This is a genomic window from Streptomyces sp. Q6, assembly GCF_036967205.1.
Lineage (GTDB): Bacteria > Actinomycetota > Actinomycetes > Streptomycetales > Streptomycetaceae > Streptomyces > Streptomyces citrinus.
The window spans coordinates 7,531,737-7,556,737 of the sequence record NZ_CP146022.1; the positions used below are offsets into that span (position 1 = coordinate 7,531,737).

At 70.8% G+C, this 25,001-nt stretch carries 17 protein-coding genes and 2 pseudogenes; 10 read left to right on the top strand and 9 right to left on the bottom strand.

What is annotated here, in order from left to right; all coding sequences use genetic code 11:
* Nucleotides 1-3: 3 nt before the first annotated feature.
* The gene (locus V2W30_RS34610) at nt 4-6,375 is read right to left on the bottom strand and encodes a protein kinase domain-containing protein (protein ID WP_425244634.1); all 6,372 of its coding nucleotides are present in this window, start codon (nt 6,373-6,375) and stop codon (nt 4-6) included.
* A 189-nt stretch (nt 6,376-6,564) separates the two neighbouring features.
* Between V2W30_RS34610 and V2W30_RS34615 the strand changes: the two genes are divergently transcribed.
* The 5 genes and pseudogenes from V2W30_RS34615 to V2W30_RS34635 all read left to right on the top strand — a co-directional run.
* A complete protein-coding gene (locus V2W30_RS34615) occupies nt 6,565-7,059 on the top strand; it encodes a hypothetical protein (protein WP_338702543.1) in 495 nt (164 codons plus the stop codon).
* Nucleotides 7,060-7,216: 157 nt separating this feature from the next.
* Nucleotides 7,217-7,489, top strand: a complete 273-nt coding sequence (locus V2W30_RS34620) for a sigma factor (protein WP_338702544.1) — start codon at nt 7,217-7,219, stop codon at nt 7,487-7,489.
* Nucleotides 7,490-7,543: 54 nt separating this feature from the next.
* The gene (locus V2W30_RS34625) at nt 7,544-7,909 is read left to right on the top strand and encodes a sigma-70 domain-containing protein (protein ID WP_338702545.1); all 366 of its coding nucleotides are present in this window, start codon (nt 7,544-7,546) and stop codon (nt 7,907-7,909) included.
* A gap of 54 nt (nt 7,910-7,963) precedes the next feature.
* A pseudogene (locus V2W30_RS34630) lies at nt 7,964-8,658 on the top strand (DUF2399 domain-containing protein).
* A 42-nt stretch (nt 8,659-8,700) separates the two neighbouring features.
* Nucleotides 8,701-9,800 (top strand): annotated as a pseudogene (locus V2W30_RS34635) (IS30 family transposase); the annotation flags it as partial.
* Here the strand turns inward: V2W30_RS34635 and V2W30_RS34640 are convergent.
* Both V2W30_RS34640 and V2W30_RS34645 read right to left on the bottom strand, forming a co-directional pair.
* The gene (locus V2W30_RS34640; RefSeq protein WP_338703961.1) at nt 9,799-10,035 is read right to left on the bottom strand and encodes a hypothetical protein; all 237 of its coding nucleotides are present in this window, start codon (nt 10,033-10,035) and stop codon (nt 9,799-9,801) included. The pseudogene V2W30_RS34635 and the gene V2W30_RS34640 sit on opposite strands and share 2 nt — an antisense overlap.
* 503 nt (nt 10,036-10,538) lie before the next feature.
* Nucleotides 10,539-10,736, bottom strand: coding sequence for a hypothetical protein (locus V2W30_RS34645; protein WP_338702546.1), 198 nt, complete (start codon nt 10,734-10,736; stop codon nt 10,539-10,541).
* A 209-nt stretch (nt 10,737-10,945) separates the two neighbouring features.
* Between V2W30_RS34645 and V2W30_RS34650 the strand changes: the two genes are divergently transcribed.
* Together V2W30_RS34650 and V2W30_RS34655 are read left to right on the top strand one after the other, a co-directional pair.
* Nucleotides 10,946-12,028 carry a cytochrome P450 gene (locus tag V2W30_RS34650; protein ID WP_338702547.1) on the top strand — a complete coding sequence of 361 codons (1,083 nt, stop codon included), beginning with the start codon at nt 10,946-10,948 and terminating at the stop codon, nt 12,026-12,028.
* Nucleotides 12,018-13,220 carry a cytochrome P450 gene (locus V2W30_RS34655; RefSeq protein WP_338702548.1) on the top strand — a complete coding sequence of 401 codons (1,203 nt, stop codon included), beginning with the start codon at nt 12,018-12,020 and terminating at the stop codon, nt 13,218-13,220. The genes V2W30_RS34650 and V2W30_RS34655 overlap by 11 nt, the downstream gene beginning before the upstream one ends.
* Before the next feature lie 360 nt (nt 13,221-13,580).
* Here V2W30_RS34655 and V2W30_RS34660 read toward each other — a convergent pair whose 3' ends face one another.
* The 3 genes from V2W30_RS34660 to V2W30_RS34670 all read right to left on the bottom strand — a co-directional run bounded on the left by V2W30_RS34660 (nt 13,581) and on the right by V2W30_RS34670 (nt 15,572).
* On the bottom strand, nt 13,581-14,486 hold the full coding sequence (locus V2W30_RS34660; RefSeq protein WP_338702549.1) for a hypothetical protein: 906 nt from the start codon (nt 14,484-14,486) through the stop codon (nt 13,581-13,583).
* Nucleotides 14,470-15,270: a sigma-70 family RNA polymerase sigma factor gene (locus V2W30_RS34665; RefSeq protein WP_338703875.1), complete on the bottom strand. Its 801-nt coding sequence runs from the start codon at nt 15,268-15,270 to the stop codon at nt 14,470-14,472. The genes V2W30_RS34660 and V2W30_RS34665 overlap by 17 nt, the downstream gene beginning before the upstream one ends.
* Nucleotides 15,271-15,371: 101 nt before the next feature.
* Entirely contained in the window at nt 15,372-15,572 is a 201-nt protein-coding gene (locus V2W30_RS34670; protein WP_338702550.1) for a hypothetical protein, read from the bottom strand.
* Between the two features lie 318 nt (nt 15,573-15,890).
* Here V2W30_RS34670 and V2W30_RS34675 point away from each other — a divergent pair, with 318 nt between their 5' ends.
* Together V2W30_RS34675 and V2W30_RS34680 are read left to right on the top strand one after the other, a co-directional pair.
* Complete coding sequence (locus V2W30_RS34675) at nt 15,891-18,179, top strand: ATP-binding protein (protein WP_338702551.1); 2,289 nt, start codon at nt 15,891-15,893, stop codon at nt 18,177-18,179.
* 366 nt (nt 18,180-18,545) lie between these two features.
* Complete coding sequence (locus tag V2W30_RS34680; protein WP_338702552.1) at nt 18,546-19,595, top strand: helix-turn-helix domain-containing protein; 1,050 nt, start codon at nt 18,546-18,548, stop codon at nt 19,593-19,595.
* A 139-nt stretch (nt 19,596-19,734) separates the two neighbouring features.
* On the opposite strand, the gene V2W30_RS34685 is transcribed toward V2W30_RS34680, so the two are convergent.
* The 3 genes from V2W30_RS34685 to V2W30_RS34695 form a co-directional block, all read right to left on the bottom strand.
* Nucleotides 19,735-20,589 carry an alpha/beta hydrolase gene (locus V2W30_RS34685; protein ID WP_338702553.1) on the bottom strand — a complete coding sequence of 285 codons (855 nt, stop codon included), beginning with the start codon at nt 20,587-20,589 and terminating at the stop codon, nt 19,735-19,737.
* Nucleotides 20,590-20,674: 85 nt separating this feature from the next.
* On the bottom strand, nt 20,675-21,400 hold the full coding sequence (locus V2W30_RS34690; protein WP_338702554.1) for an alpha/beta fold hydrolase: 726 nt from the start codon (nt 21,398-21,400) through the stop codon (nt 20,675-20,677).
* A gap of 166 nt (nt 21,401-21,566) precedes the next feature.
* A complete protein-coding gene (locus V2W30_RS34695; RefSeq protein ID WP_338702555.1) occupies nt 21,567-22,538 on the bottom strand; it encodes an alpha/beta hydrolase in 972 nt (323 codons plus the stop codon).
* 500 nt (nt 22,539-23,038) lie between these two features.
* On the opposite strand from V2W30_RS34695, the gene V2W30_RS34700 reads away from it, so the two are divergent.
* Entirely contained in the window at nt 23,039-24,919 is a 1,881-nt protein-coding gene (locus tag V2W30_RS34700) for an amidohydrolase (RefSeq protein ID WP_338702556.1), read from the top strand.
* The last annotated feature ends 82 nt before the right edge of the window (nt 24,920-25,001 follow it).

Here is a 25,001-nt window from a genome sequence, read left to right on the forward strand (position 1 = left end):
GGATCAACGAGTGTGGAAATAGTCCGCGTTGCCGTCGGCGACAGCGTCCCAGTCGGAGCCGGCCGGGAAGCGCAGGACGTCCCAGCCGGCCTCCTCCAGGCGGTAACCGGCCTCGGTGTCGCGGGTGGAGTCGGCGGCGTGACCGGGAAGGTCGACGAAGACCGCGAGGTTGGCGCCGTCGATCCGGAACACCAGGTCCGGCTTGGCGGCGGCCTCCGGCACCAGGACGTCGACCTCGTCCGGCAGCCGGTAGCCCTTGGCCTTCAGCCAGCCGAGGAGGTCACCCGAAGCGATCAGGGCGACAAGGTCGGTCTCCAGCGGAGTGCTGACCGCCGGGACTTCGGCTCCGGCCCGAGCGGCGGGCGTCGCAAGGCGGTGGAACTGCTCGCTCCGCGACTCGCCCCGGTCCTCGCGTACGGTGTCCGCGGTCGCGAGACGCAGCAGCAACGGGCGCGCCGCGTGGCGGCTCAGCTGCCGGTGGTGGGTCTGGTTGCCGTACGTCAGGAGGCAGGCGTAGCAGCCGCGGGCGCATTCCTCGCCGCCCGCAGGACCGCCCAGGTCCTCGCCGGTGTCCGGGTCGAAGTGACAGATCTCCAGGGCCTTGCGGGCCGCCTTCCGCAGCGCCTTGCGTTCCTGCCGCAGGCGGCGCAGCACACCGGCGCCGCCCTCCGCGGCCTCGGTGAACAGCAGCCGGCGGCGCGGTCCTTCGGGCGGCGGCAGGAGTTCGGCCGTCAGCTCGGAGTCCTCCAGCTCGAAGGCCGCCTCGATGCCTCGCTCCAGGGCGTACAGGACGGAGAACGCGACCGGCTCGGGCAGTGGCTCGTCGAGCGTCGCCACCAGGATGTTCCGCCGGTCCTCCACATACGGCAGGACCCGCTTCTTGCGGCGCTTCTCGTTGCCGTCCTCGTCGACCACCGGCATCCCGGTGCCCTCCACGGCGTCCGCCGCGGCCCGGTCGTTGAGCCAGCGGCCGTCGCCCAGGTCCAGCCAGTAGCCGTCCTGCACGTCGTCCTTGTCACGGACCCGGCCCAGGTTGGTGATCCGGACGGTGGCCGAGTCGCCGTAGTCCAGATCGAGGACAGCGGCGCCCTCGCCGTCCGAGACCTGTGAGGTGAGACGGCCCTTGCGGACTCCGTGGTCCTGGAAGGCGTACGAGGTCTCCAACCGGAAACCGGCCCGGCGCCGCTCCTCCTCGTCGGAGGAGATCCGCTCGCGCGGCGTGGTGTACACGGTGTGCAGATGGATCAGGCCGGTGCGCTTCCCGGTCAGCTCCGCGTCGCACATCGCGCAGCGGTCGAGGCCGGGGCGGACCGGGTGGTGGTAGCCGCAGGAGTCGCAGCGGCGCGCCTCCGCCGTCGCCAGGTCGCCGGAGGCGTCCGGCGGCAGCTGGATCCGGGTCACCTGGTAGCGGGCGCCCTCGTGGTAGATCAGCGCGCCCGGACCGAACTCGCGGATCGCCAGGAACCGCGGGCGCTGCAGATAGTCGCCGTCGGCGTTGCGCCGGTTGCCCGAACGCGGGATGTACGCGGCCAGCGGCAGCCGCGGGAAGCTGTAGCCGGGCAGGAAGCCCTCGGAGGCCAGATAGCGGTAGGGGTTGAAGTCGCTCATCACCGACTTGCTGTCGGTGGAGCGGTTGAGCAGCAGATTGGTCTGCGTCTCGGCCTCCCGGCGGCGCGTGCGGGCACGGCCCTGCTCGCCCTGGCTGAGGGTGTGGTCCACCACCCGCTTGTTCTGCTCGTATTGGTCGAGGACCGCGGCCCGGAACAGGTCGCGCCAACGGTCGAAGGAGGCGTCGAACCTGTCCGGGGCCCGCTCGACACAGTCCTCGATCCACTCGTCGTACCACCAGGTCGTGTCCTGGAAGTCGGAGACCAGCGGCGCGAGCACGGCACGCGCGGCGGCGACCGCACGGCGCCGGGCCTCCTCGTCGAGCGACTTGTCACGGATGTGGGTGTGCAGCGGCAGTGCCATCCGCGGGTCCGGCCGGTCCCCGCTGTCCGGGTCGTACGCCACGTCGACGACGTCCGGGACGGCCGTACCGAGCTTCATCCCGGTCTCCGCCAGCCAGATGCCCTGGACGTGGCTGCGGACCAGGTCCTCGTTGGCGAGATCGAGGCGCGGTGGCGAGACCTGGCCGGAGACCATCTGCTCCGAACGGCGGAAGTAGTACTGGTCGTGGCTGTTGCCCGTCGCGCAGTACGTGGTCACCAGCGCGGGCTGTCCGGAACGGCCGGCCCGGCCGGAGCGCTGCGCGTAGTTGGCCGGGGTCGGCGGCACGTTGCGCATCATCACCGCGTTGAGCGAGGAGATGTCGACGCCCAGCTCCATCGTCGGCGAGCAGTAGAGCAGCGGCAGTTCGGCCGTGCGGAACTCCTCCTCGCGAAGGAGCCGGTCCTCCGGCGGCACCTGCGCGGTGTGCTCGCGGGCGTAAAGACCCGCCAGCTCGGTCGCCGCGTCGCGGTACAGATCGCGGAAGAAGGGATTGACGCGCGGCCCCTCGCCATGACTGTAGGTGCGGGTCAGCGGATCGATCGCGCCCGTCTCACCGCTTCCGGCCCGCCACACGATCGCGGCGGCCGACACCCGGTACCCGGTGCGCTTCTCCGCCGCACGCCGACGGAACGCCGGTCCCGACCGCTCCGGGGCCGCCTCCACCTCACGTACCAGATCGGCCTTGCGGAGCACGGTGAGCAGGGTCTCAATCACCCCCTGCACGTCGTCCTGCGGAGCGTCGCGCAGCGCGGGCACGTTCCGCCGCAGGTACTTGCCGAACTTTCCGCGCGGCGACAGGAAAAGCGCGGAGCGCTCCATGCCGGGGCGGGAACCGTACGGGTAGGCCGTGCCGACGTCCGGCTTGTCGCTGTCGCCGAGCACCCAGGGCCCGGTCAGCCGCTCCTCGCTGGCGCCCTTCAGCGCGTCGAAGTCGTCCCGGAAGTACTGCACGTCAATGGCGAGGTGCCGGCGCATGTAGTCCAGGAGCGTGCGGGCGATCTCGGCACGCAGTTCCGCGTCGATCTCGCGGAGCACCGGGTGCGCGCCTTCCCATGCCCAGCGCTCGTCGCGGGCCGCCACCCAGTCCAGGTCCTCGTAGTCGATCCGCAGCAGTCCGGTCTGCTCCAGGTTCGGCATGGTGATCCGCCAGCCGCGCTCCAGATCGCGGTACAGGCGGTAGCCGACGACGTCCCGGAAGGTCTTCGTCGCCCGCTTCTCCATGGACGGCGGCTGGTCGGCGACACCGGTGTACTCGCGCGGCGAAAGCCCCATCACCTCGGTCACCGCCAGCGTCAGATCGTCGTGGCGCACCCCCTCCTCACCCGAGCGCACCACCGCCGCGTACAACGCCCCGCGCAACTGGGTGACTTGGGCGAAGTCGTTGAAGTGGCCGGCCTGCAGCGAGGCGTCCTGACGGTTGTCGACGAAGGTGAGGAGCTTACGTGCCTCCTTGTCCAGGCTCTTCTCCGGCACCGCGCGCAGCGACTTGAGAATGGAGGCCGAGATCAGCGACGTGGCCGAGGAGCGACCCTCCTGGTCGAGCGTCGCCAGCTTGGCGAAGTCACGGCCGCGCGTCTGCTCGTAGGACACCTGGCAGTGCACACAGAACAGGAACGGCGCCGGGACGAACGCCGCTTCCAGACCTTCGCCGCTCTCCACACCGAGAGAGTCCACGACGACGTGGACGGGCACCCGCTCCCGGTAGGACTTCTTCACCACCGTCACGCCGTTCGCGTCGGGCTCAAGCCAGGACTCCGGAAGCCGCCGGTCGTCCACGGCCCGCTGAGGATCGGCAGGCCAGACGTAGTCCTCGCCCGGCACCCCGACGTACAGATAGCCCTCGCCCTTGCGGCCGCCGGAGGCCGAGGTGTCACGCCGTGGCTCGTAGCGGAAGACACCGTCACGGCCCTCGGTGCGCCACACGGTGAGGTACTCCTGCCCGCACTCCCGGCAGAACGACAGCGGATACAGCGGCATGCCGCCGCTGCCCGGCTTCTCCAGCTGGAAGGTGCGGGTCAGCGGGCGGGTGAGCGGGTTCTCCAGGGTCGTGAACACGGTGTCGCCCTTGGAGAGGAACTGGTGCAGGCGGAAGGCGAACAGGGGCCGCTCGGTCACCGGGTGCTTCGCCTGCGAACCGGCCTCCAGGGTGGCGCGGATCGCCGCCCGGACCTGGTCGGAGGGGATCCCGGACGCCGCGGCCAGCTCCTCGGCGGCCGACTCGATGGTCCGCGGCGCACAGCGGCGCAGCCGCCCGGTGCCCGGCTCGTCCTCGAGCCCGAACCGGGACTCCACCCAGCGGGCAAGGGGGTCCTCGGTGAGCGCCTCGTACGCGCGGGGCGCCGCGGGCATCCGCAGCCGCTCGGCGGGCACCGCCGCAGGGGCCTGGCCGGTGGCCCGGACCAGGGTCTCGCCGATCACCCGCGTGGGGAGCACCGTGGTGCCGAAGAGCCGAGCCGCGACCTTGGCGACCTCCCGCCGCTGGTCCTCCCAGGTGCCCTCGGTGGACATGGTCGCCGAGGTGCCGATGCACTGCAGCGTGTCGGACGCCTTGCATGCCTCGCGGACCCGACGGATCAGCAGCGCGACATCCGCGCCCTGCCGGCCCCGGTAGGTGTGCAGCTCGTCGAAGACGAGGAATTGCAGGCCCTCGGCGTTGCGGATCAGACCGTCGCGGTCGTCCGGCCGTGTGAGCATCAGCTCCAGCATCACGTAGTTGGTGAGCAGGATGTCCGGCGGGTTCTTCCGTAGCTCCCTGCGCCGCTCCTCGTCCTCCTGGCCCGTGTACCGGGCGAAGGTGACCGGCTCGCGGCCCTCCCCGAAGCCGTGCCGCAGGTACTTCTCCAACTCCTTGAGCTGTGAATTGGCCAGCGCGTTCATCGGGTAGACGACGATCGCCCGCACCCGGCGCCGGGCCCCGGGGCCGGCCGCGTCCCGCTCCTTCAACACCTGGTTCACGATCGGCACGATGTAGGACAGTGACTTGCCGGACCCGGTGCCGGTGGTGAGCACGTACGAGTCGCCCGCCCGGGCGGCCTCGATCGCCTCGCGCTGATGGCGGTGGAAGGTGAGCGGCCGACCGTCCGGACGGCGGGCGTCCTCCTTCTTGCCGGCCTGGAAGATCTCGGCACAGCGGGGATGCAGCACCCCGTCCCTGACCAGATCGGTGACCTGTCCGCCGTCGGCGAAGAACGGATTCAGCGAGAGCCAGGGGTCGGGCCACTGCGACTTCGAGGCCAGATCGTCCTCGACGAAGTTCTCGATCCGGGCGTCACGGATGACGGTGGCGCTGCGGGTGAAGGTCGCGTACTCGTCGATCAGATTCGCGTGGATGCCGAAGACGTCCATGGTCTCGGGCAGGCGGGGCGTGCGGCGCGGCACCGGGGCCGGCTTCACGGCAGCGGGCCGCGGCATATCTGCGCGGAGCCGGGCCACCGGGTCCATCGCCGTCCACTCCGGGGCCAGCAGGCCGACCGTCTCGTCGGGGGCGAGCGCGTGCGGGATCAGCGCCTCGCGGACCAGCGTGGCGTTCTCCGGCCGGTTGTCCGCCTCCTTTTCCAGGAGCCGGGAGACCAGCCGGACCAGGGCCGGTGGCAGATCGGGACGGACGATGGTCAGCCGCGGCGGCGGGTCGTACTGGTGCTGCACGGACAGTTCGTAGGCGGTCCGGGCGGAGAACGGGGGACGACCGATCAGCATCTCGTACAGGACGCAGCCGAGCGCGTACAGATCGGCCGCGGCGGAGACCGGCTCGGCGCGGAACTGCTCGGGCGCCATGTAACGGGCCGTGCCGACGCTCACCCCGGTGCTGGTCAGCCGCGTCTGATCGGGGTCGTCCACGATCGATCCCATGCCGAAGTCGAGGATCTTCACGGTTCCGTCGTGCAGCAGCATGGCATTGGCCGGCTTGAGGTCGCGGTGGACGACGCCCGCCGTGTGCGCGGCGGCCAGACCGGCCGCGATCTGCGCGCCGATCGCGGCGACCCAGGAGACCGGGAGCTGCGGCTCCTCGTCCATCAGCAGGCCCAGGGTGTGGCCGTCGAGCAGCTCCATCGCCAGATAGGGGAGACCGCTGGCGCCCGGCCCGTCGTCGACGCCGCCGGCGATCAGGTGGGTGAGGTTGGGGTGCCCCTGGGAGAGCATGCGCATGATCTTCACCTCGCGGCGGAAGCGCTGTGTCTCCTTGTTGCTCTCTGCTGTGTCGATCAGCAGGCCGGTGCGGTTGCGCAGCACCGTCTTCACGGCGACCTCGTGGTGAGCCGCGCCGGGGGAGACCTGTTCGTCCACCGCCCGGTACACCTCGCCCATGTTGCCCCGGCCGAGATCTCCGGTGATCCGGAATCGTCCACCGACCTGATCAAGGCCCACTGCTGCTCCCCGTCTCATGCGTTGTGCTCGAAGTCGAAGGTGAGTATCCCGTACGGAGCGTACACTTTGAATCGACTAAAGCGTGCGTGAATTGCTGTTGACACTGTCAACGCAAATCTCGTACGCTCGTCTCGCACCGTGAAGGAGGGGGTAGCCGTGGCGCTTGGGGCGGCAGGTGGAGAGGCCGGGCCGGGGGGCCTGCGAGCGATGGCGGAGCTCCTTGCGGGGCTGCGGCGCTCGGCGGTCGGCGGAGTGGTGCCGGAGACGGTCTTCCGGGTGCGGGCGCGTGCGCTGGGGCTCGGCGAGCAGGAGCAGGGCCGGCTCCGCGCGGAGCTCGGGAAGATGGGGCTGCCGGTGCGTCAGATTGCGGTGCATGACGAGGACGACCCACAGGCTGGGCGCACGGTTGCACAGAGAAGTGAAGAAATTGTGCGCATGGCGGAAATGGTGCCCTTCCGGGACGCCGTGGTGAGGCAACTGCTCGCGCGCTACCGGGACTCCGAGGGGTATGTGACGGCGCGTGCGCTGGACGGAGTGGCCCGGCTGTGCGGTCTTTCGCCGCGCGAGGCCGCGGAGCTGCGGCGTGCGGTGCGGGTGCGGGACGGGGGAGCGGCGGACGCCCCGGTGCAGGATGCGGGGCCCCCGGGCGGGCGGCGGATGCACAGAGGAACGGGACCGGTGCCGTCCCTGCCGCGCAGGTGAAGGCTTCTGCCGTTGGCGCCAGCGGCGTGAGGGAAGCGAAACCCCGTGACGTCCTTGGTCCTGCCGTGACGGTCCCGGTCTCCGCCGCGCCTGTCTCCGCACAGGGGGTGCGGCCCCTTGCCACGCTTGATGCCGCCGTGGCGGCTGCGCACGCCGTGTGCGCGGCGGACCGCGTCTCATCGGGCAGGAGCCGGATGCGAAGGAACTGGCGAGCCTGGAGCGCGACCACGTCAGGGGCCGTGCCCAGCACTGCCTGGTCCAACACAATCAACGGCTGGTGCAGCAGGTGCCCCAGTCTTACCAGGGGCAGGGGCTCTGCTACGAGGATCTGATCCAGCACGGCATGCTGGGGCTGATGCGGGCCGTCGTGAAGTTCGACGCCTCCAAGGGGTTCAAGTTCTCGACGTATGCGACGTGGTGGAACGGGTAGGCGATCACCCGGTCGATCGCCGACTACGTCTCTCTCATCCGTATCCCGGTGCACATGCACGAGCAGATACGGAAGGTCGCGAACACCGAGCGCACCTTGATCGGCCAGGGGAAGCGGGCCGGGGTCGTCGAAGTGGCCGTGTTCTGCGACATGTCGGTGGGGCGAGTCGAGGAGACCCGCCGTCTCAGCCAGCGCACCGACTCGCTGGATCGGATCATCCGGGACGGGGTGACGCTCGGCGACTTCCTGGGGCAGGAGCGTCCCGTAGCGGCGCCGGACGCGCTGGTGATGAGTGCGATGGTCATGGACCAGGTCTCGGGCATCATCTACGACAACTTCTCGCACCGCGACGCACGCGTGCTATGGGCACGCCTGGCGCTGGACGGCGACGAAGCGTCGACCCTGGAAGACCTGGGGTAGGGGTTCGGGGCCACGTGGGAGCGCACCTGCTCGCTCAGCGCCTTCGCTGCCCGCGTGCTCGGTGACGCCCATGCCCTCGACGACGGCAGGCCGCCGGCCACTGTGGTGCTCTCCGGGTGCACGCACTCACCGGACACGTCCAGGATGCCGGCGTGCAGGGGCGCCGCGACGCTTGGGCTGCTCAAGGGCGACGTCTCCTCGACGGTGCTCACGCTGGGCCTGCGCGGCACACCCGCCCTCGACTGGCATGCGGACGCGGGCGAACCCGCCGTACTGACGCTGCGTCAACTCTCACATCGCGTCGTCCACCTGCACCACTCGTCGCTGTGGATCTGCGAGATTCCGGCGGTTCTGTCGGGTGCTGCGGACGCCTGCGGTCCCGCCTGTCCGCCGCTGGTCTGTCTTCAGGGGCAACCGTCGGCAACGGCCCTTGCCCTGCTGCGCCGGGCGCACGAACAGGGGATCACCCTGCGCTACCACGGCGACTTCGGCTGGGGGGTGTCAGGATCGCCGCCAGGCTTCTGCCGCACGTGCCCTGGCGGCCATGGCGCTACCGCACGGCCGACTACCGTCGGGCTGCCTGCCGCCCGGATCTGCCGTCGCTCGTCGGCGCGCCCGCTACAGCTCCCTGGGATTCCGAACTGGCGCCAATCCTGCCCGAATTGGGCGTCCGAGTGGAGGAGAAGGCGGTCAATGACGACCTGATCGAGGATCTCGGCGCGCGCAGCACGAATACCGCGGAGTCTTGATGCCTCGTCCTGGATCCACAGCGTGACCGTGGGGCTGCGGACGCGACGAAGAGGTTCCGTCACGCTTGCGGTATGCCGCCGATCTCCCTGGCCGAGCCCACCGGCCGCTACCTGACTTTCGAGGAGCGCGAGGAGATCGCGATTCCGCGAGCCCAGGGCAAGGGTGTGAGGGAGATAGCCCGAGCGATCGGGCGTGCCCCGAGGACGATCTCACGCGAGTTGCGCCGCAACGCCGCCACCCGCAGCGGGAAGGGTCACGGTCGCTCAGGGGAAGGCGCAGCAGGCCGTGAAGCTTCCAAAGGCAGCCAGGCTCGCAGGCAACGAGAGGCTGCGTGAATACGTACAGGAACGGCTCGCTGGCAGTGTCCGTCGTCCCGACGGCCCGATCATCACCGGGCCCAAGACGCCCGCGTGGAAAGGGCTGAACAAGCCGCACCGGCAGGACAGAAGATGGGCGACGGCATGGAGTCCGGAGAAGATCTCACACCAGCTCCACGCCGAGTTCCCCGATGATGAATCCATGCGCATCAGCCACGAAGCGAGCTACCAGGCGCTGTTCATCAAGGGCCGTGGCGCGCTCAAGCGGGAGCTGGTCACCTGTCTGCGTACCGGCCGGGCGCTGCGGACTCCTCGGGCACAGTCGCAGAACACGCCGCAAGGGCAAGTCACCGCAGACGTCATCCTCAGCCAACGCCCCGACGCGGCAGGGGACCGCGCGGTCCCTGGACGCTGGGAAGGTGACTTGACCATCGGGACGGTCCGCTCCGCGATCGGCACGCTTGTCGAGCGCAGCAGCCGCTCACCGCTCCTGGTGCACCTACCCGGGCTCGCAGGCTGGGGCGAGAACCCGCCCGTGAACAACGGCACCTCGCTCGCGGGCTATGGCGCGATCGCGATGAACGCGGCGCTTACCACGTCGATGGCGCAGCTGCCCGAGCAGCTACGCAAGACCCTCACGTGGGACCGTGGGGAGGAACTCTCCGGTCATGCCCAGTTCGCTATCAACGCCGAGACGAAGGTGCTCTTCGCCGATCGGCACTCGCCCTGGCAACGACCGACGAACGAGAACACGAACAGGCTGCTGCGTCATTATTCCCCGAAGGGCGCCGATCTCCCGGTGGTCGTCCGCGGACTTCGAGGCTAAGCAGGCACAGCACCCAATGCCTTCACGAGTTCAACCTCAGTGAACAGCACAGTGCGGGAGCTGTCGGCGATGGCTTTCTGTGCCGCGGCCGTCGCGATCCGGAGCTGGCCCCGGTCCTCCTCGGTGGCGAGTCGCACGTACCCGTTCACGAGGCGGGTCGGCTCCTTGGACTGCACCTTGATGGCGTCGCGGAGAGGGATGACGGAGTTGCTGGCGCCGCTGGCCTTCCCCATGGGCTTGCGCTTGATCTCAGCCCGGCCTGCGTAGAGTCCTTGAAGGCATGCGCTTCGGGCTGGGGTGCTGGCGCACCCTTCGAGAGGGCGTACGCCATCGGACCAGTGTGCCGCTCTATCTGTCGAGCTGTGGGCGGTCTGCCGGAAGTGCTCATGGTGCAGGTTGCACTTGGATGGCGCTGAATATGTCGTTGACCGGCCAGGCCGGCAAGCGCGGGGTCTTGGGTCGGATCGCCTCGGCGAGCCTGCGGTGTGCGTCGCGCTACCTGCGCCCCTGGGAAAGGCCGGCGATGAAGTGACCGACTCAGCAGGAGAAGGCGTTGGGTGCGGCCTGTCGGGTGGCGTCGTCGGACTCGGTGTCGCGTACGAAGAACCGCCCGCCCCTGTGCGAGAGCGTCGACGCGGGGGTGACCACGGCCGGCATCGAAACCTGCTCCCACCTGCATGGGTGAGGTTACCGGCAAGGGTGACCCGCGGCGGCGAGGGTGGCCTGGATGGCCAGTTCATTCCAGTCGATCATGGCTGATTCCCTGCTGGTGATCGCCAGATGGCAAAGGTAATAGACTCCGGAATCCTTCATCCCAGTTAAAGGAAAAGCCGCAATGGAAAAGCCTGGCCAAGTCCACATGAGCTCCATTGACAACGGGCGTCACCTCCGGCTTCACTTCGGAACGGCCATGCATGTCGGTCTTGGTGGCCATCACCCGAAAATAAAGGAGGGGGCATATCCATGTCGAAGTTCCTCACCGCTCTGCGGTCCGTCAAGAAGAGCGAGCCGAGTCTCAAGAAGAGCGCCTGGTATTTCTGGTACTAAACCAGTAGATCCAGCACCGGGCCCGAACCCGGCCGAGCCGAATAGCCAACTGGCCCCGCCGAGTTCGGGCCCTCTTCTTTTCTCCGGAGATCACCTGTGTCCGTCGTTTCCCCATCGCTTTCCCGTGCCCGACGCGCGACCGTATTCGCCCCGCGACTTCAGGCGCTCATCGACGACCATCTCGGCAAGGACCTCGTCCGACTGGAACCGGACACGATAGGCATCGCGGGCGCGGAACTCTCCGACCGTATTCTCTCTGCCCGGAAAGCCACCGAGACCGAGCGGCCGACGTTCAAACCGCTGCACGGGCGGTCCATCGCCAAGTCCGAGGCGTCGTCCGTGATCCGGACCATCGGCAAGGACGTGCGCGAGGCGCTGGAGCGGCCGTTGCCGGCGGGGATGGAGGGTGCGGATCTGTCGGGGCCGTGGCCCCTCACCGGGCACCTCTTCCTGCGCGACCTCGTCCTGCGCGACGATCCGTACCGACTGCGCATCCTGATGTCCCGCAAGTTGGAGATCGACCCCCGGCTGACGTGGTCGACGATCGTCGCGGGCGCCGCCCTGCCGTTCCGGCCCGAGCCCGGCCCGCATCTGACGCACATCGCCAACCTGTTCGCCGAGGCGAGCGGCTACCACGACCGCCGCTACGCGATGGGCATGTACCGGCGCGCGGCGGCCCCCGTCTGCTTCACCGTCTCCACCCTCGTCGCCAACGCCCTCTGGCTCGGCTCGCCCTTCGACGCGGAGACCTCGAACCGGAACATCCTGTACGAGGCGATGCGACTGCTGCCCCCGTCCTGGAACCTGCTGCGCAACCGCAGTCCCGAATACCCCGCGATCGATCCCCGGATCGGGCCCGGCGACGACATCCTCATGCTGCCGCTGCTCACCCACCGCGACCCCACCCTGTGGGACGCCCCGGACGAGTTCCGCCCCGAGCGATGGGACGCCCTCGACCCGGACAGCACGCCCGGATACATGCCGTTCGGGCACGTCAGCGAGCGCTGCTGGGGACGCCACATGGTGCTGCCGCTGGCGGAGCTGCTGCTGGACCGCGTCCGGCGGGACGGCCTCGTCGTGGCTCCCGGGCAGCGGACCGCCGAGGTGCCGCTCGTCGGGCTCCTCGGGGTGCGGACCGTCCACGTCGGGCACCGGAACCGGATACGCCATGTCGGCTAGCCGCGGCGTCGTCCTCGGCGAGGGCTGGCAGGACCGGGTGCACGACCTCTACCGCGAGGTGCGTGAGGACGGCGGGATCCGTCACATCCGCTACCCGGGCCGGGCGCCGGTCGAAGGCTGGGTGGTGACCGGGTATGCCGAGGCGAAGGCGCTGCTCGCCGACCCCCGGCTGTCGAAGAACCAGGCGGTGCAGCGGTTGGGGCAGCACATCGGTCTCGACCATGGGCCGGGCGGCGGCCTGTTCACGCACATGCTCAACGCGGATCCGCCCGACCACACCCGGCTGCGGAGGCTCGTCCAGCAGGTGTTCACCGTGCGCCGCACCGCGGCCCTGCGCCCCTCGATCGAGCGGCATGTCGACGGGCTCCTCGACGCCCTCGACGGAGCGGCCGAGGCGGAGCTGATCTCCGAGTTCGCGCTGCCACTGCCGGTCGCGGTCGTCTTCGACCTCTTCGGGGCCTCGGACGCGGACCACGAGAAACTGCGCGTACGGGGCAACACCTTCGACGGCGGGCCGGGCGACGGCGAGGTCTCCGTCGTCACCGCCGAGAGCATGCACGCCTACCTCCGCGCACTCATCGCCCTCAAACGCGAACAGCCCGACGACGGCCTGTTGTCGGAGCTGCTCACCGCCCAGGAGGACGACCGACTGACCGAGGACGAGATCACCTCGATGGCGTTCCTGCTCGTGATCGCCGGTCACCAGACGACCGTCAACCTGATCGCCAACGCCCTCCACTCCCTCCTTATCCACCCCGCCGAACTCGCCGCACTGCGCGCCGACCCGTCGTTGGCACGGGGCACGGTCGAAGAGGTGCTGCGCTACGAGTCGCCGTCCGGACTCGCATCGCTCCGGTACGCCACCGAACCCGTCAGGATCGGTGAAGTGACGGTCCAGGAGGGTGAGTTCGTGCAGATCTCGCTGCTGGGAGCGGACCGTGACCCTGCGGTGTTCCCCGACCCGGATCGGTTCGACATCCGGCGCGCCGACTCGAGGCACCTCGCGTTCGGCCACGGCATCCACCACTGCCTCGGCGCCCCGCTGGCCCGCCTCCAGGCGGAGATCGCGCTCACCCGGATCGTGGAACGCTTCCCCGGGCTCCGCCTGCACGAGGAGCACGAGGCTCGCTGGCAGCCGAATCCCCGCCACAGGGGACTGCTCAGCCTGCCCGTGCGCTTGCGGCAGAGCTGACTACCCGGTGCGCAGCGCCGTCGCGGTCCGTGTCCTGGCCGTTCGGGCGGCGGTGTGCGTGCCGAAAATCCCGTCCGTGCAGGTCGGGCTGTTGAGCGGTGGTAGTCGCGGTGGATGCCTCCGAGGTGGTCGCGGCGGCGGATGCCGAGGTGTCGCGGTGTGCTGTTGAGGCGTGATCGATACGCGGCAGACGCTGCCGGGTGCCGTGGCGCGCTCCTCGCGGAGGTGGCGTCAGGCGAGCATGCCGGGGACAGGGCGCCGCACAAGATTCACATCCTGTCGTCCCGACAGAGATGTCGGCTTGTCGTATCAGGTCGCAGGCCATCTCCTCGTATCGAGAGGATGGCCTTGCGCAGGGGCTCAGCGGCACGCGTGGAGCAGGTCGGCGCCCGGATGGGGGTGTTCCCGGGCCGGTCCGTGGGGGGTCGAGGTGTCCTGGAGCGGCGGTGGGGTGGCGCGGCGGGCCGCTGTGCGGAGTGCGAGGGCTGACGCGCCGGGGCGCCGTCGCGGAAGGCGTGGTCTGGCGGTGGCGGCGGGTTCCGGATCCGGCCACGCGTGCGCGGGGTCGTGGAGGTTGAGGGCGCGGATGTGCGCGGTGAACGTGTCGTCGGGCAGGGGGAGTTCGAGGTCGTCGTCGACGAAGGACACGGCCCGGGTGATGTAGTCGATGGTGTTCTGCCGGAGCGGCGGCGGGGGAGGGGTGCGCAGCGACCGCTGGAGCTTCAGCTGGCGCAGGACGCGCAGGGTGGTGGGGAGGTGCGCGGTGTCGAACTCGAGCTGGGGATCGTGCGGAGGCGGGCTGGAGTTCGGGACGGTCTGCGCCTGCCACCAGGCGGCCGGGTCCACCTCCTCCAGGGACAGATGGTGGAGGTAGAGGCAGAAGGCCGCGGCGTGGTCGCCGGCTCCGGCGGCGAACTGCCACCAGAAGCGCGCGCCGTCGTGGGCGTTCCCGAGGTGGAGGTAGCAGCCCAGGGTGCGGGCGCTCTCGGGTTCGGGGAGCAGCGTGTCGTCGAGGAACTCGGTGAGGTGATCCGCGCCGGCCAGGATGATGGCCGTGTGGCACAGGGTGGTCAGATCGCGGCGGGCGCCCACCGCGTTGGCGCGACGCGCTCGGCGCTCCAGGTCTCCTTCCGACGAGCCGGTCCGCAGCGGTACCGGGGCCGGTGGTTCGTCCGTGTCCGGCAGGGCGGACGGAAGGTAGTGGTAGGCGAAGTCGTCGTCGCGCAGGCGTGCGCGCGAGAGGACCTCGTCAATCGGTGAGGTCATCACAGGGTCCTTCCTCGAAGGTGGGGCTGGGGAAGCGGTCGGCGAGGGTGCGGCGGGCGTGCATCACGCAGGAGCGGACGTCCGGCAGGGACAGCCCCATCAGGTCCTGCACGGTCTCCTCGGGGAGGCCGAGGATGAACTGGAGGACCATGACGTCGAGCTGCTTGGGGGGAAGCCGGCGGATGCCGTCGTACAGGCGCAGTGTCTCCCGCAACTGGCGCACGCGGTCGGTGTGGGTGCTCTGCCGGCGCAGGGCCTGGCTCGCGTAGGCGGTCTCGTCCAGGGCCGGGTGGCCGTCGCGTCGCGGGGCACGTTCCAGGACGGTGTCCCGCAGCATCTGCCAGGCGAAGTGCGAGGCGTTGGCGCTGGCCAGGGCGTCGTCCCAGACGATGCGGAGCAGGTTGAAGTCGTCCTCGACCGCGCGACGGGCCTGGGCCGGGCGGCGCAGGAACGTTGCGGCGTAGGCATGGAAATGGCCCTCCCGGCGTGCCCGGAACGCGCTGAAATCCACCGGCGGCGGGCTCCCGTCGACTCCCGCCTGGACGCAGCCGCTGATCCAGCCGGGACGCTTGCGGGCTTCCTGGGCGGCCCGGATCCACAGGTTGCGCAGGTTCAGGATGGCGCTGTTCGGCCAGCCCAGCGCGCTGAGCAGGGTATGTATGGGCTCCCAGCGGGGGTACCTGCCCGCCGCCCGCAGCAGCTCGCTGATCTTGGAGCGTGACCAGTTGGTGTCGCGCTCCAGGTCGAGCAGGGTTTTGCCGCTGGCCTCGAAGGCGTCGCGCACCTGCTGCAACCAGGCACGGTGGGTGGGCCCGGCCGACGGGGCGATCGGTCCGAGCCGTCGCCCGGGTCTGCCGCCTCCGGATGTCGACGCCGGTGGAGGGGTCACCGCTCGTGCTCGGTCTGCGTGGACGTGGGCCGAGGACAGCCGGGGCCGCAGACCGACAGGATCTGCTGCACGCACAGGCCGACGGAGGAGACCACGGCGATGACGGCGGCGGTCGTCTGCCCGAGCGCGGTCAAGGCGACACACAGGCCCGCCAGCGCTGTCAGCGCGGCGACGGCCACAACGGTTCTACTGATCATGGATAGCGGCGTCCTTGCCTGAGGGAACATCAACTCTGTTACAGCTATGGGTAGTTGCCCCTCTTGGGGTGTGGTTCAGGTCCAAGGTCGAGGCTCGCATCAGCATGGATATCGCGAGGGTCGTGCACGCGGGAAATCACCGATCCGGGAACAATCGCGCCACCGGGCCGCCGGGGCGCGCGTGGGTCGGACCGGGTTCGCCGGAGTGTGATCCGTCCGTTCACCGCGGGGCGACAAAGCGGTCACGGACGTCTCGTAGAATTTGAATGATCAAGCTCACGGGTTCGGGTGGGCGCACGGTGTGAGGACGGGGGCTGGGTGGGCGCTGAACAGGTGTCGTTCGGGGCCGTGCTGCGGGAATTGCGGCTGGCCGCGTCGTTGACCATGGAGGGCCTGGCGGAGGCGTCGGGCGTGAGCGTGCGGGGCATCGGGGACCTGGAGCGCGGGCGGCGTGCCGCGCCGCAGCGACGGACCGTGGCCGCGCTCGCCGACGGTCTCGGGCTGAGGGACGCGGACCGGGAGCGGCTTCTGGAGGTCGCCCGGAGCGGGCGCAGCGCGGGCTACAGCCCTGTGGGGGTTCGGACCTTTCCCCGGGGCACGGACGACTTCGTCGGGCGTGAGCAGGAGCTCGCCCGGCTCACCAAGCTGGCCGAGCGGGCTGCTTCCCGGAGTCTGACCGAGGTGACCAGCGGTCCGGGGAGCGGGCGTTCCCAGCCGGTGGCGGTCGCCGTGTCCGGGCCACCGGGCACCGGCAAGACGACGCTCGTGCTCCACGCGGCCAGGGAACTCGCCGACCGGTTCCCGGACGGGCAGCTGGTCCTCGACCTGCGCGGCATGGACGATGTCCCGCCGGGCCCCGCCGAGTTGATGGTCGGTGTGCTCAAGGCGCTCCAGGTCGCCGACCGGGAGCTCGCGAAGGCCGGACCGCAGGGCCACGCCGGGCTGTACCGGCGTCTGCTGGCCGATCGGCGGGTCCTGCTGGTCCTCGACAACGCCCGCGACGAGGCGCAGGTGCGTCCGCTGCTGCCGGGCGCCGGGGCGGGGATGGTCGTGGTGACGAGCCGCCGCATGCTCACGGGCCTGGAGAGCGTGCACCGCATCCCACTGGGCGAGCTGAGTCCTGACGAGGCCGGCACCTTCCTGACCACGCTCGTCGGGCCGGAGCGGGCGGAGGCCGATCCGGCCGCCCTCGCCGAGGTCGCCCGGCGCTGCGGACATCTGCCGCTGGCGCTACGGGTGGCGGGCAACTGGCTCGCGACCCGCACCGGTTGGTCGCTACGGCGCCTCGCCGACCGCCTCGCGCTCGACGAGCGGCGCCTGGACGCGCTGGCCGCCGGAGACATACGGGTCTCCGCCGCGTTCGACCTGTCGTACCGGCAGCTCACCCCGACGGCCGCCCGCCTCTTCCGCCGCCTGTCCCTCGTCCCGGGGCCGGACGCCGGCGCTCCTCCGGCGGCGCAGCTGACCGGACAGCACCTGTTCGACGCCGAGGACACGCTCGAGGAACTGGTGGAGGCCGGACTGCTCGGTACCGACCGGGACCGCTACCGGCTGCACGACCTGCTGTGCCTGTTCGCCCGCAACCGGCTGGAGGCCGAGGAGAGCGCGGACGCCATCCATCGGACGCGCACGGATCTGCACCGCTGGCTGCTGGAGACCGCGGTGGTCGCAGGCCGCTGGTTCGAGCCGGGCCACGGCGCCCCGCCGGCCACCTGGCGCGGGACCGTGGACCTGTCCTCCTCGGACAAGGCGCTGCTGTGGCTGAAGGCCGAGAGCGCCAACTGGCTGGCCGCCTACCGCGCGGCCGCGGCGGCGGGTGAGCACGCCACGGTCGTGGAGGTGGCCGAGGCGCTGCACTGGTTCTCCGACCAGTGGATCTTCTGGGGGTACTGGCCCGAGGTCTTCGCCACCGCGGCGCGGGCCGCGCGGGCGCTGGACGATCCGCTGCTGGAAGCGACCCAGACCAACTACCACGCCTGGGCGCAGATCGTGTGCGAAGGGCGTCCGCGCGACGGCGTCGACCGTGCCACCGAGGCCCTCGCCGCGGCCCGGCGGGCGGGCGACGCGGCGCAGCAGGCCTGGGCCCACAACTACCGGGCCTGGGGCCGGCGCAAGGCAGGCGATCAGAGGGCCGGTCTCGACGACGTCCGTAAGGCAGCGGAACTCTTCGAAGTCGCGGGGGACCTGCACGGCAGCCTCCAGGCGAAGCAGGGCCAGGCCCTGGCGCTCGTGGAACAGGGCAGGAGCGAAGAGGCCCTCACCGCCTTCCAGGAGGTCGATGCTTTCCTGAAGGACGCCGGTGAGCGCGTCGAACCGCATGTCGCCGTCATCACCCGGCTCGAACTGCACTCGAACATCGGCGTGACGTACGCGCAGCTCGAACGGTGGGACGAGGCGGTCGCGCACCTGCGGATCGCCGTGGACCTCTACAACGAGAACGGCAATACGGCGATGGAGAGCCGCCGCCTCTACACCCTGGGCACCGTGCTGCTCGACGCCGGACGAACGGCCGAGGCGCACGAGGTGTTCCGGCGCACCGCCGCCATGGGTCCCGGCGCCGACCCACGCGTCCTCACCGACGCCCGCGATCGTGTCGCTCGCCTCTGATCCGAACGCAAGGTTATGGCGGGACGGCGGGGAGATCCGTTCTCTGCGTGCACTGGTTCCGTTCTCTCAGCGCACAGCGCACAGCGCACAGCGCACAGCGCCGGCCGCGACAGGGGCGTACGACGGGGACGTACGCGTCAGGCATCCGCACCGGCAGGAGTTTCTGCCTGCTTTCTGCCTGGAGGTCGGTGTAACCGACTGATTGTCTGGACATGGCGGAGAAACCGGGCGCCGACGTCGTCGTCCGGACATCCGCGCAGGACCAGGTACCGGCCGTCGCCCTTCGCGGCAGCGGCGCTCGCCCGGATTCATGTGCGCTCGGATCCGAGGTCTCCGCCACGGTGCGTGGAGGGAGAGGAGAACCGGATGAGCCCGATGGCGACCACTGCCGCGGTTCCCGAGAACGAACAACTGGCCTACTGGAGCGAGGTGCTGGCCGGGACACGGGTCCCCATGGCCGTCACGTCGAGGGACGAGGGGCCGTTCGCCGGCCGGATCACCACCGCACGGGTGGGGTACCTCCGGGTGGCCTCGGTGGAGGCGGACGCCTACCGAGCCGGACGGACGGCGTCGCACATCGCGCGGTCGGCCGAGCAGTTCGTGGGGATCGGCGTGCAGGTCTCGGGCCGGACGACCATCTCCCAGGGCGGCCGCCGGGTGGACGCGGGTCCGGGCGACCTCTTCGTGTACGACACCGCGCACCCGTACTTCCTTGACCACCCGGAGCCGTTCTCCGTGCGGATCGTGCACATGCCGCGCCGTGCCCTCGGCCTGTCCGACGCGGAACTGCGGGGTGTCACCGGCACCGCGATCGGTGCCGGGCAGGGGTGTGCCGCGGTCCTGATGCCCTTCCTGACGACGCTGGTCGACTCCGCGGACTCGTACTCGCCGTCGGCCGCGGGCAGGCTGGCCGCCAGTGTCATCGACCTGTTCGTCACGATGGTGGCCGAGACGGCGCGGGCCACGGACACCGAGGAGGAGAGTTCGCGCGGTCACCTGGTGGCGCGTATCCGCGACCACATCGACCGTCATCTGGGAGATCCCTCCCTGGCGCCGGAGGGGATCGCGAAGGCGCACCACATCTCCGTGCGCTACCTGCACCGGCTGTTCGAGGACGAGGGGATCACGGTCGGGCGCCTCGTCCAGCGGCGCCGACTGGAGGAGTGCGCCCGTGAGTTGGGCCGGGGCGCGCGGGTCGCCCCGACCGTGGCGTCCGTCGCGCAGCGCTGGGGATTCGTCAACCCCGCCCACTTCAGCCGGGTGTTCCGCGGCGCCTACGGGATCTCGCCCCGCGAATGGCGCAGCGTGCGGACCGCGTGGAACGGTGAGGGGAGCGCCCCCTTCGTCGTCCCCGAGCGCCCGTTGCCTCCCCGTGCGGACGGCGCGGCCGCACGCCGGGTCGACGTCGCCGGATGACCGGCGCGTGAGTGCCCGGCGGCGGGGGCGTCGGGTCGGTCGCGGAACGATCGACCGCCGGACGCCCCGTGCCTGGAGCCGGGCCGTGTCATCGGCAGCGCGGGTCGGGACCGGTCCAGGACCGGTCCCGACCTCGTGCTCAGTGACCCGTGTGTACGGACCGGACGGCGCGCAGGATCAGCTCGGTGACGGGCGCGGGGTCGCTCACGGAGACCGCGTGCGGCGCCTGGACCTCGACCGTGCGGGCGCCCGCGCGGTGGGCCATCCACCGCTCGGCGGCGGGCGGGATGTTGCGGTCCTCGCCGGCCACCAGGTACCAGCTGGGAATCTTCTTCCAGGCGGCGACGGTGGCCTCCTCCTGGAGCGCGGCCAGCGCGATCGGGCGCTGGCCCGCCGCCATCACCTGAGCGGTCGTGACGGGGACACCGGCCGCGAACTGTTCGCGGAACAGCTCCTTCTTGATGACGAGTTCCTCGCCCTGGCCACCGCCGGGCAGCGGGTACGTCTGACTGTCGGTCGTCGGGCCCAGGGTGCTCCCGGGGTACTTGTCGGTGAGGCCGAGCGCGCTCTCGCCGACGTCCGGCACGAACGCGGCGATGTAGACCAGCGCCTCCACGCCCTCGGCACCGTCGGCGGCGGTGCTGATGACCGACCCGCCGTAGGAGTGCCCGACGAGGACGACAGGGCCGGTGACGCTGTCCAGGACGCTGCGGATGTAGGCCGCGTCGCTGGCGAGCCCGCGCAGCGGCAGGGCGGGCGCGAGAACGGGGTGCCCGTCGCGTTGCAGGCGCTCGATGACGCCGCTCCAGCTGGAGGCGTCGGCGAAGGCGCCGTGGACGAGGACGACGGTGGGGCGCGGCGACGGCCGGTGCCCCCGGTCCGACGGTTCGGCCGCCGACGCCGGGGCGGCGGTCGTGACGCCCGCGGTCCCGAGGGCTGCGGCCCCGGCCAGGAGCGACGCGGTCACGGTACGACGGGGGATCGGTGGGTTCATGAGTTCAGTTCCTCGACAGGGCGGGCGGTGACGGGCGTGGTGGTCGGTGGGGTGGTGGTCAGGGGCATGGTGAGCGTCGGTGGGGTCAGGCGGTGGTGGCCCGGACGGCGTCCTCGATGAGGTCGACGACCGCCTCGGGGTGGGCGAGCATCACCAGGTGCGAGGAGTCGACCTCGACGGTGGTCATGCCGGCCCGCTCGTAGCCGAAGCGCTCCACATCGGGGTTGATGGTGTGGTCGGACGAGGAGACCAGACCCCACGACGGCTTCGTCTTCCACGCGGCTGCCGGGGCCGCCTCGGTGAACGCCTGCGCGGCCAGGGGGCGTTGGGACACGGCGAGCACCGCGGCCAGCTTCGGGTCGACGTCGGCGGCGAAGATGGCCGGGAACCTGTCGGCGCGCACGGACACGTCGGTGCCGGGAGTCGTCGAACCCTCGACCGGGAAGGGCGTCTGGACGAGCGCGGAGGCGAGGTCCGAGTCCGGGAAGCGGCCCTGGAGCTCGCCGAGGCTCTCGCCCTTCTCCAGCGCGTAACCGGCCAGGTAGACGAGCGCCCGTACGTTGTCCTCCACGCCGGCGACGGTGATCACGGCGCCGCCGTACGAGTGCCCCACCAGGACGACGGGGCCGGGGATCTGACGGACGATCGAGGCGACGTACGCGGCGTCCCCGATCAGGCTGCGGTTGGGGACGGCGGGCGCGACGACGTCGAGTCCGCGGGCGATCAGCTCGGGGATGACGCGGGCGTAGCTGGAGGCGTCGGCGAAGGCGCCGTGGACCAGGACGACGGTCGGCTTCTCGGTGGTGGACATGGGCAACTCCCTTGAGGGGCGGTTCGGTCGAGGGGTGCTCTCGCGAGGGCCGCGGCGGCCCGGAGACCGCCGCGGTCCGGCTGTGCGAGGCGTGAGGGACCGGCCGCGCGGGGGCGACCGCGCGACCGGTGGCTGTGTGGGGTGGTGGCGTACGGGTGGTGGCGCGTCAGCGCGCGGCGAGGGTCGTACGCAGAGTCGAGACCGCCAGCGCGATGGCGGCCTCGGCGGCGTGCGTCTCGCGCAGGGCGTTGAGCATCACGAAGTCGTGGATGACGCCCTGGAAGCGGACCGCGGTGACCGCGACGCCGGCCTGGCGCAGCTTGTTGGCGTACGCCTCGCCCTCGTCGCGCAGGACGTCGGCCTCACCGGTGATGACCAGCGCGGGCGGCAGACCGGTCAGCTGCTCGGTGGTGGCACGCAGCGGGGACGCGGTGATCTGCGCCCGCTCGGCCTCGTCGATCGTGTACTGGTCCCAGAACCACTGCATGCCGTCGCGGCGCAGGAAGTAGCCCTCGGCGAACTGGCGGTACGAGCCGGTGTCGAAGTGCGCGTCGGTGACCGGGTAGAACAGCACCTGGCCCAGCAGCGGGACGTCACCGCGCTCCTTCGCCATCAGCGTCAGCGCGGCACTCATGTTGCCGCCCACCGAGTCGCCCGCCACCGCGAGGCGCGCGGCGTCCAGGCCGAACGTGGCGCCCTGGTCGACGATCCAGCGCGCCACCGCGTAGTTCTGCTCGATGGCCACCGGGTAGCGGGCCTCCGGCGAGAGGTCGTACTCGGGGAACACGACGGCCGCGCCGACGCCCACCGAGAGCTCGCGGACCAGTCGGTCATGGGTGTGCGCGTTGCCGAACACCCAGCCCGCCCCGTGGATGTAGAGGATGACCGGCAGCGGCCCCGCGAGGCCCGCGGGCCGCACGATCCGCGCCCGCACGCTTCCCGTCGGACCACCGGAGACCGTGACCCACTCCTCGTCCACCTCCGGCAGCTCCACCGGACCGGACTGCACCTCGTCGACCGCCTTGCGCCCCTCCTCCGGCGCCAGGTCGAACAGGAACGGGGGACGGGACGTGGCCTCCGCGAACGCGGCCGCCGCAGGTTCGAGCACCGGCACGACCGGCTCCACAGCATCCGACATGAAAGCTCCTCAGAAAATCGGCGCACACCGGTCCGTCCGGCGCGACGACCTCCGGCCGGAAACGACAACGGCTCGGAGGGATGCCGCAAAGCTAAAGGCGCCGGAACGCGGTGAATTGCCCAGCAGTGCACCGCGTATGCCCTGACAGCGCACTGCGCCCGGCCGGTGCGCTCTCGGTATCGGCGCAGTGCGCTGCGGGGAAACTCGGGCGACCTGGACCCGCATAACGTGGTGGTGCAGTCGCGGGCCGCCTGTTCCTCCGGGAAACCGGTGGCCGCCGGGAGAAAGAAGCGTGAATTCCCGCGGAATTCACGCCACTCGTTCACGTCACGAGCCGCGCCTCGGGTCGATCCAGGTGATTCCCGTGCGAGCCGGTGCGAGCCGAGGGCGTGCCAGTGCGAGCCGAGGGCGTGCCGCCCTTTTCTTCTCCGCCGCGCTGCTGACAGCCGAACGCAATCGACGTTGTTCATCCCGCAGGAGGGTGTCGAAAGGTGTCGACGATGCCGGCCGGGGGACTCATGCCCCGGGCCACCGACGACGCGGCGGACCTGATCGTCCGCAACGCGAAGATACATACGGGCGATCCGTCCAGGCCGCAGGCCGAGGCGCTCGCCATCAAGGACGGAGTCATCACGGTCGTCGGCGACGACAACGACGTGGCCCCACAGGTCGGTCCGGGCACGACCGTGGTCGACGGCCTCGGCCGCCGGATGATCCCCGGGCTCAACGACGCGCACCTGCACGTCATCCGGGGCGGCCTCAACTACGTACTGGAGCTGCGCTGGGACGGCGTGCCCACGCTCCGGCAGGGCCTGGCGATGCTGCGCGAGCAGGCCGCCCGCACCCCGAAGGGCCAGTGGGTACGGGTGGTCGGCGGCTGGTCGGCCGAGCAGTTCGCCGAACGCCGGCTGCCGACCGTCGCCGAGCTGAACGCGGCGGCGCCGGACACCCCGGTCTTCGTCCTGCACCTGTACCAGGCCGCGGTCCTCAACCGCGCGGCGCTCAAGGCGGCCGGCTTCACCCGGGACACCCCGGACCCCAGGGGCGGGCAGATCGTCCGGGGCCGGGACGGCGAGCCGACCGGCATGCTCCTCGCCGCCCCCAGCGCGCTGATCCTCTATGCGACCCTGGCCAAGGCGCCGGTGCTCGAAGGAGAGGACAGGAAGACCTCCACCCGGCATTTCCTGCGCGAGCTGAACCGATTCGGGCTCACCTCCGCCATCGACGCCGCCGGCGGATTCCAGAATTTCCCCGACAACTACAGCACCGTCGTGGAACTCGCCGAAGCCGGCCAGCTCTCCGTACGCATCGCCTATCACCTGTTCCCGCAGACCGCGGGCCAGGAGATCGACGATCTCACCCGTTGGGTCGAGACCGTCAGGCCCGAGGACGGCGACGCATGGCTGCGCCTCAACGGCGCGGGCGAGAATCTCACCTGGGCCGCCGCCGATTTCGAGAATTTCGCGCAGCCCCGTCCCGCGCTCGCCTCCGGATACGAGGAACAATTCGAGAAGGCCGTACGCCTCCTCATGGAGAACGGCTGGGGTTTCCGGCTGCACGCCACCTACGACGAGACGATCCGCCGCGATCTCGCCGTGTTCGAGAAACTGGCCGCCGAAGGGCTCTTCCCGGCGGGCAACCGCTGGTTGTTCGACCACGCGGAGACCGTCTCGGCGGACAGCCTCGACCGCATCACCGCGCTCGGCGGCGCGCTGTCCGTGCAGAACCGGCTGTCGTTCCAGGGTGAGGCGTTCCTGCGCCGCTACGGGCCGGGCATCGCGGCGGACGCCCCGCCGATCGGCGCCATGCTGGAGCGCGGTCTGACCGTCGGCGCCGGCACCGACGCCACCCGGGTCTCCTCCTACAACCCGTGGCTCGCCCTGCACTGGCTGGTCACCGGACGCAGCGTCGGCGACCTCGTGCTGCGCCCGCCGCACAACCGCGTCGACCGGCGCACCGCCCTGGCCATGTTCACCGAGGCGGGCGCCTCGCTGACCGGCGAGCAGGACGTCAAGGGCGTGCTGCGCCCGGGGTTCCTGGGCGACCTGGCGCTGCTGTCCGAGGACTACTTCACCGTGCCCGAGCCGGACATCGTGCACATCGAGTCCCTGCTGACCGTCGTCGGCGGCCGCATCGTGCACGCCGTGGCCGAGTACGAGGGACTCGACGAGGAACTTCCGCCGGTCAGCCCTGCCTGGAGCCCGGTGGCCCACTACGGCGGCTACCAGGCGACGCCGCCCACCGGTCTCTCGGGCACCCGCCAGGCCGAACTCCTGGGCCAGGCCGTCGCGGAGTCCGAGCAGCACCGCCAGTGGCGTGCCCGCCGGGGCCTCACGCCGCCGACCGCGACCACCTCCTTCGACCCCTGCTTCGCGCTCTGAGAACGGTCGCGCTCTGAGAACGGTCGAGCGCAGAGAACGGTCGAGCGCCGCGGACCATCGCGCTCCGCGCACGTCCGGGCGC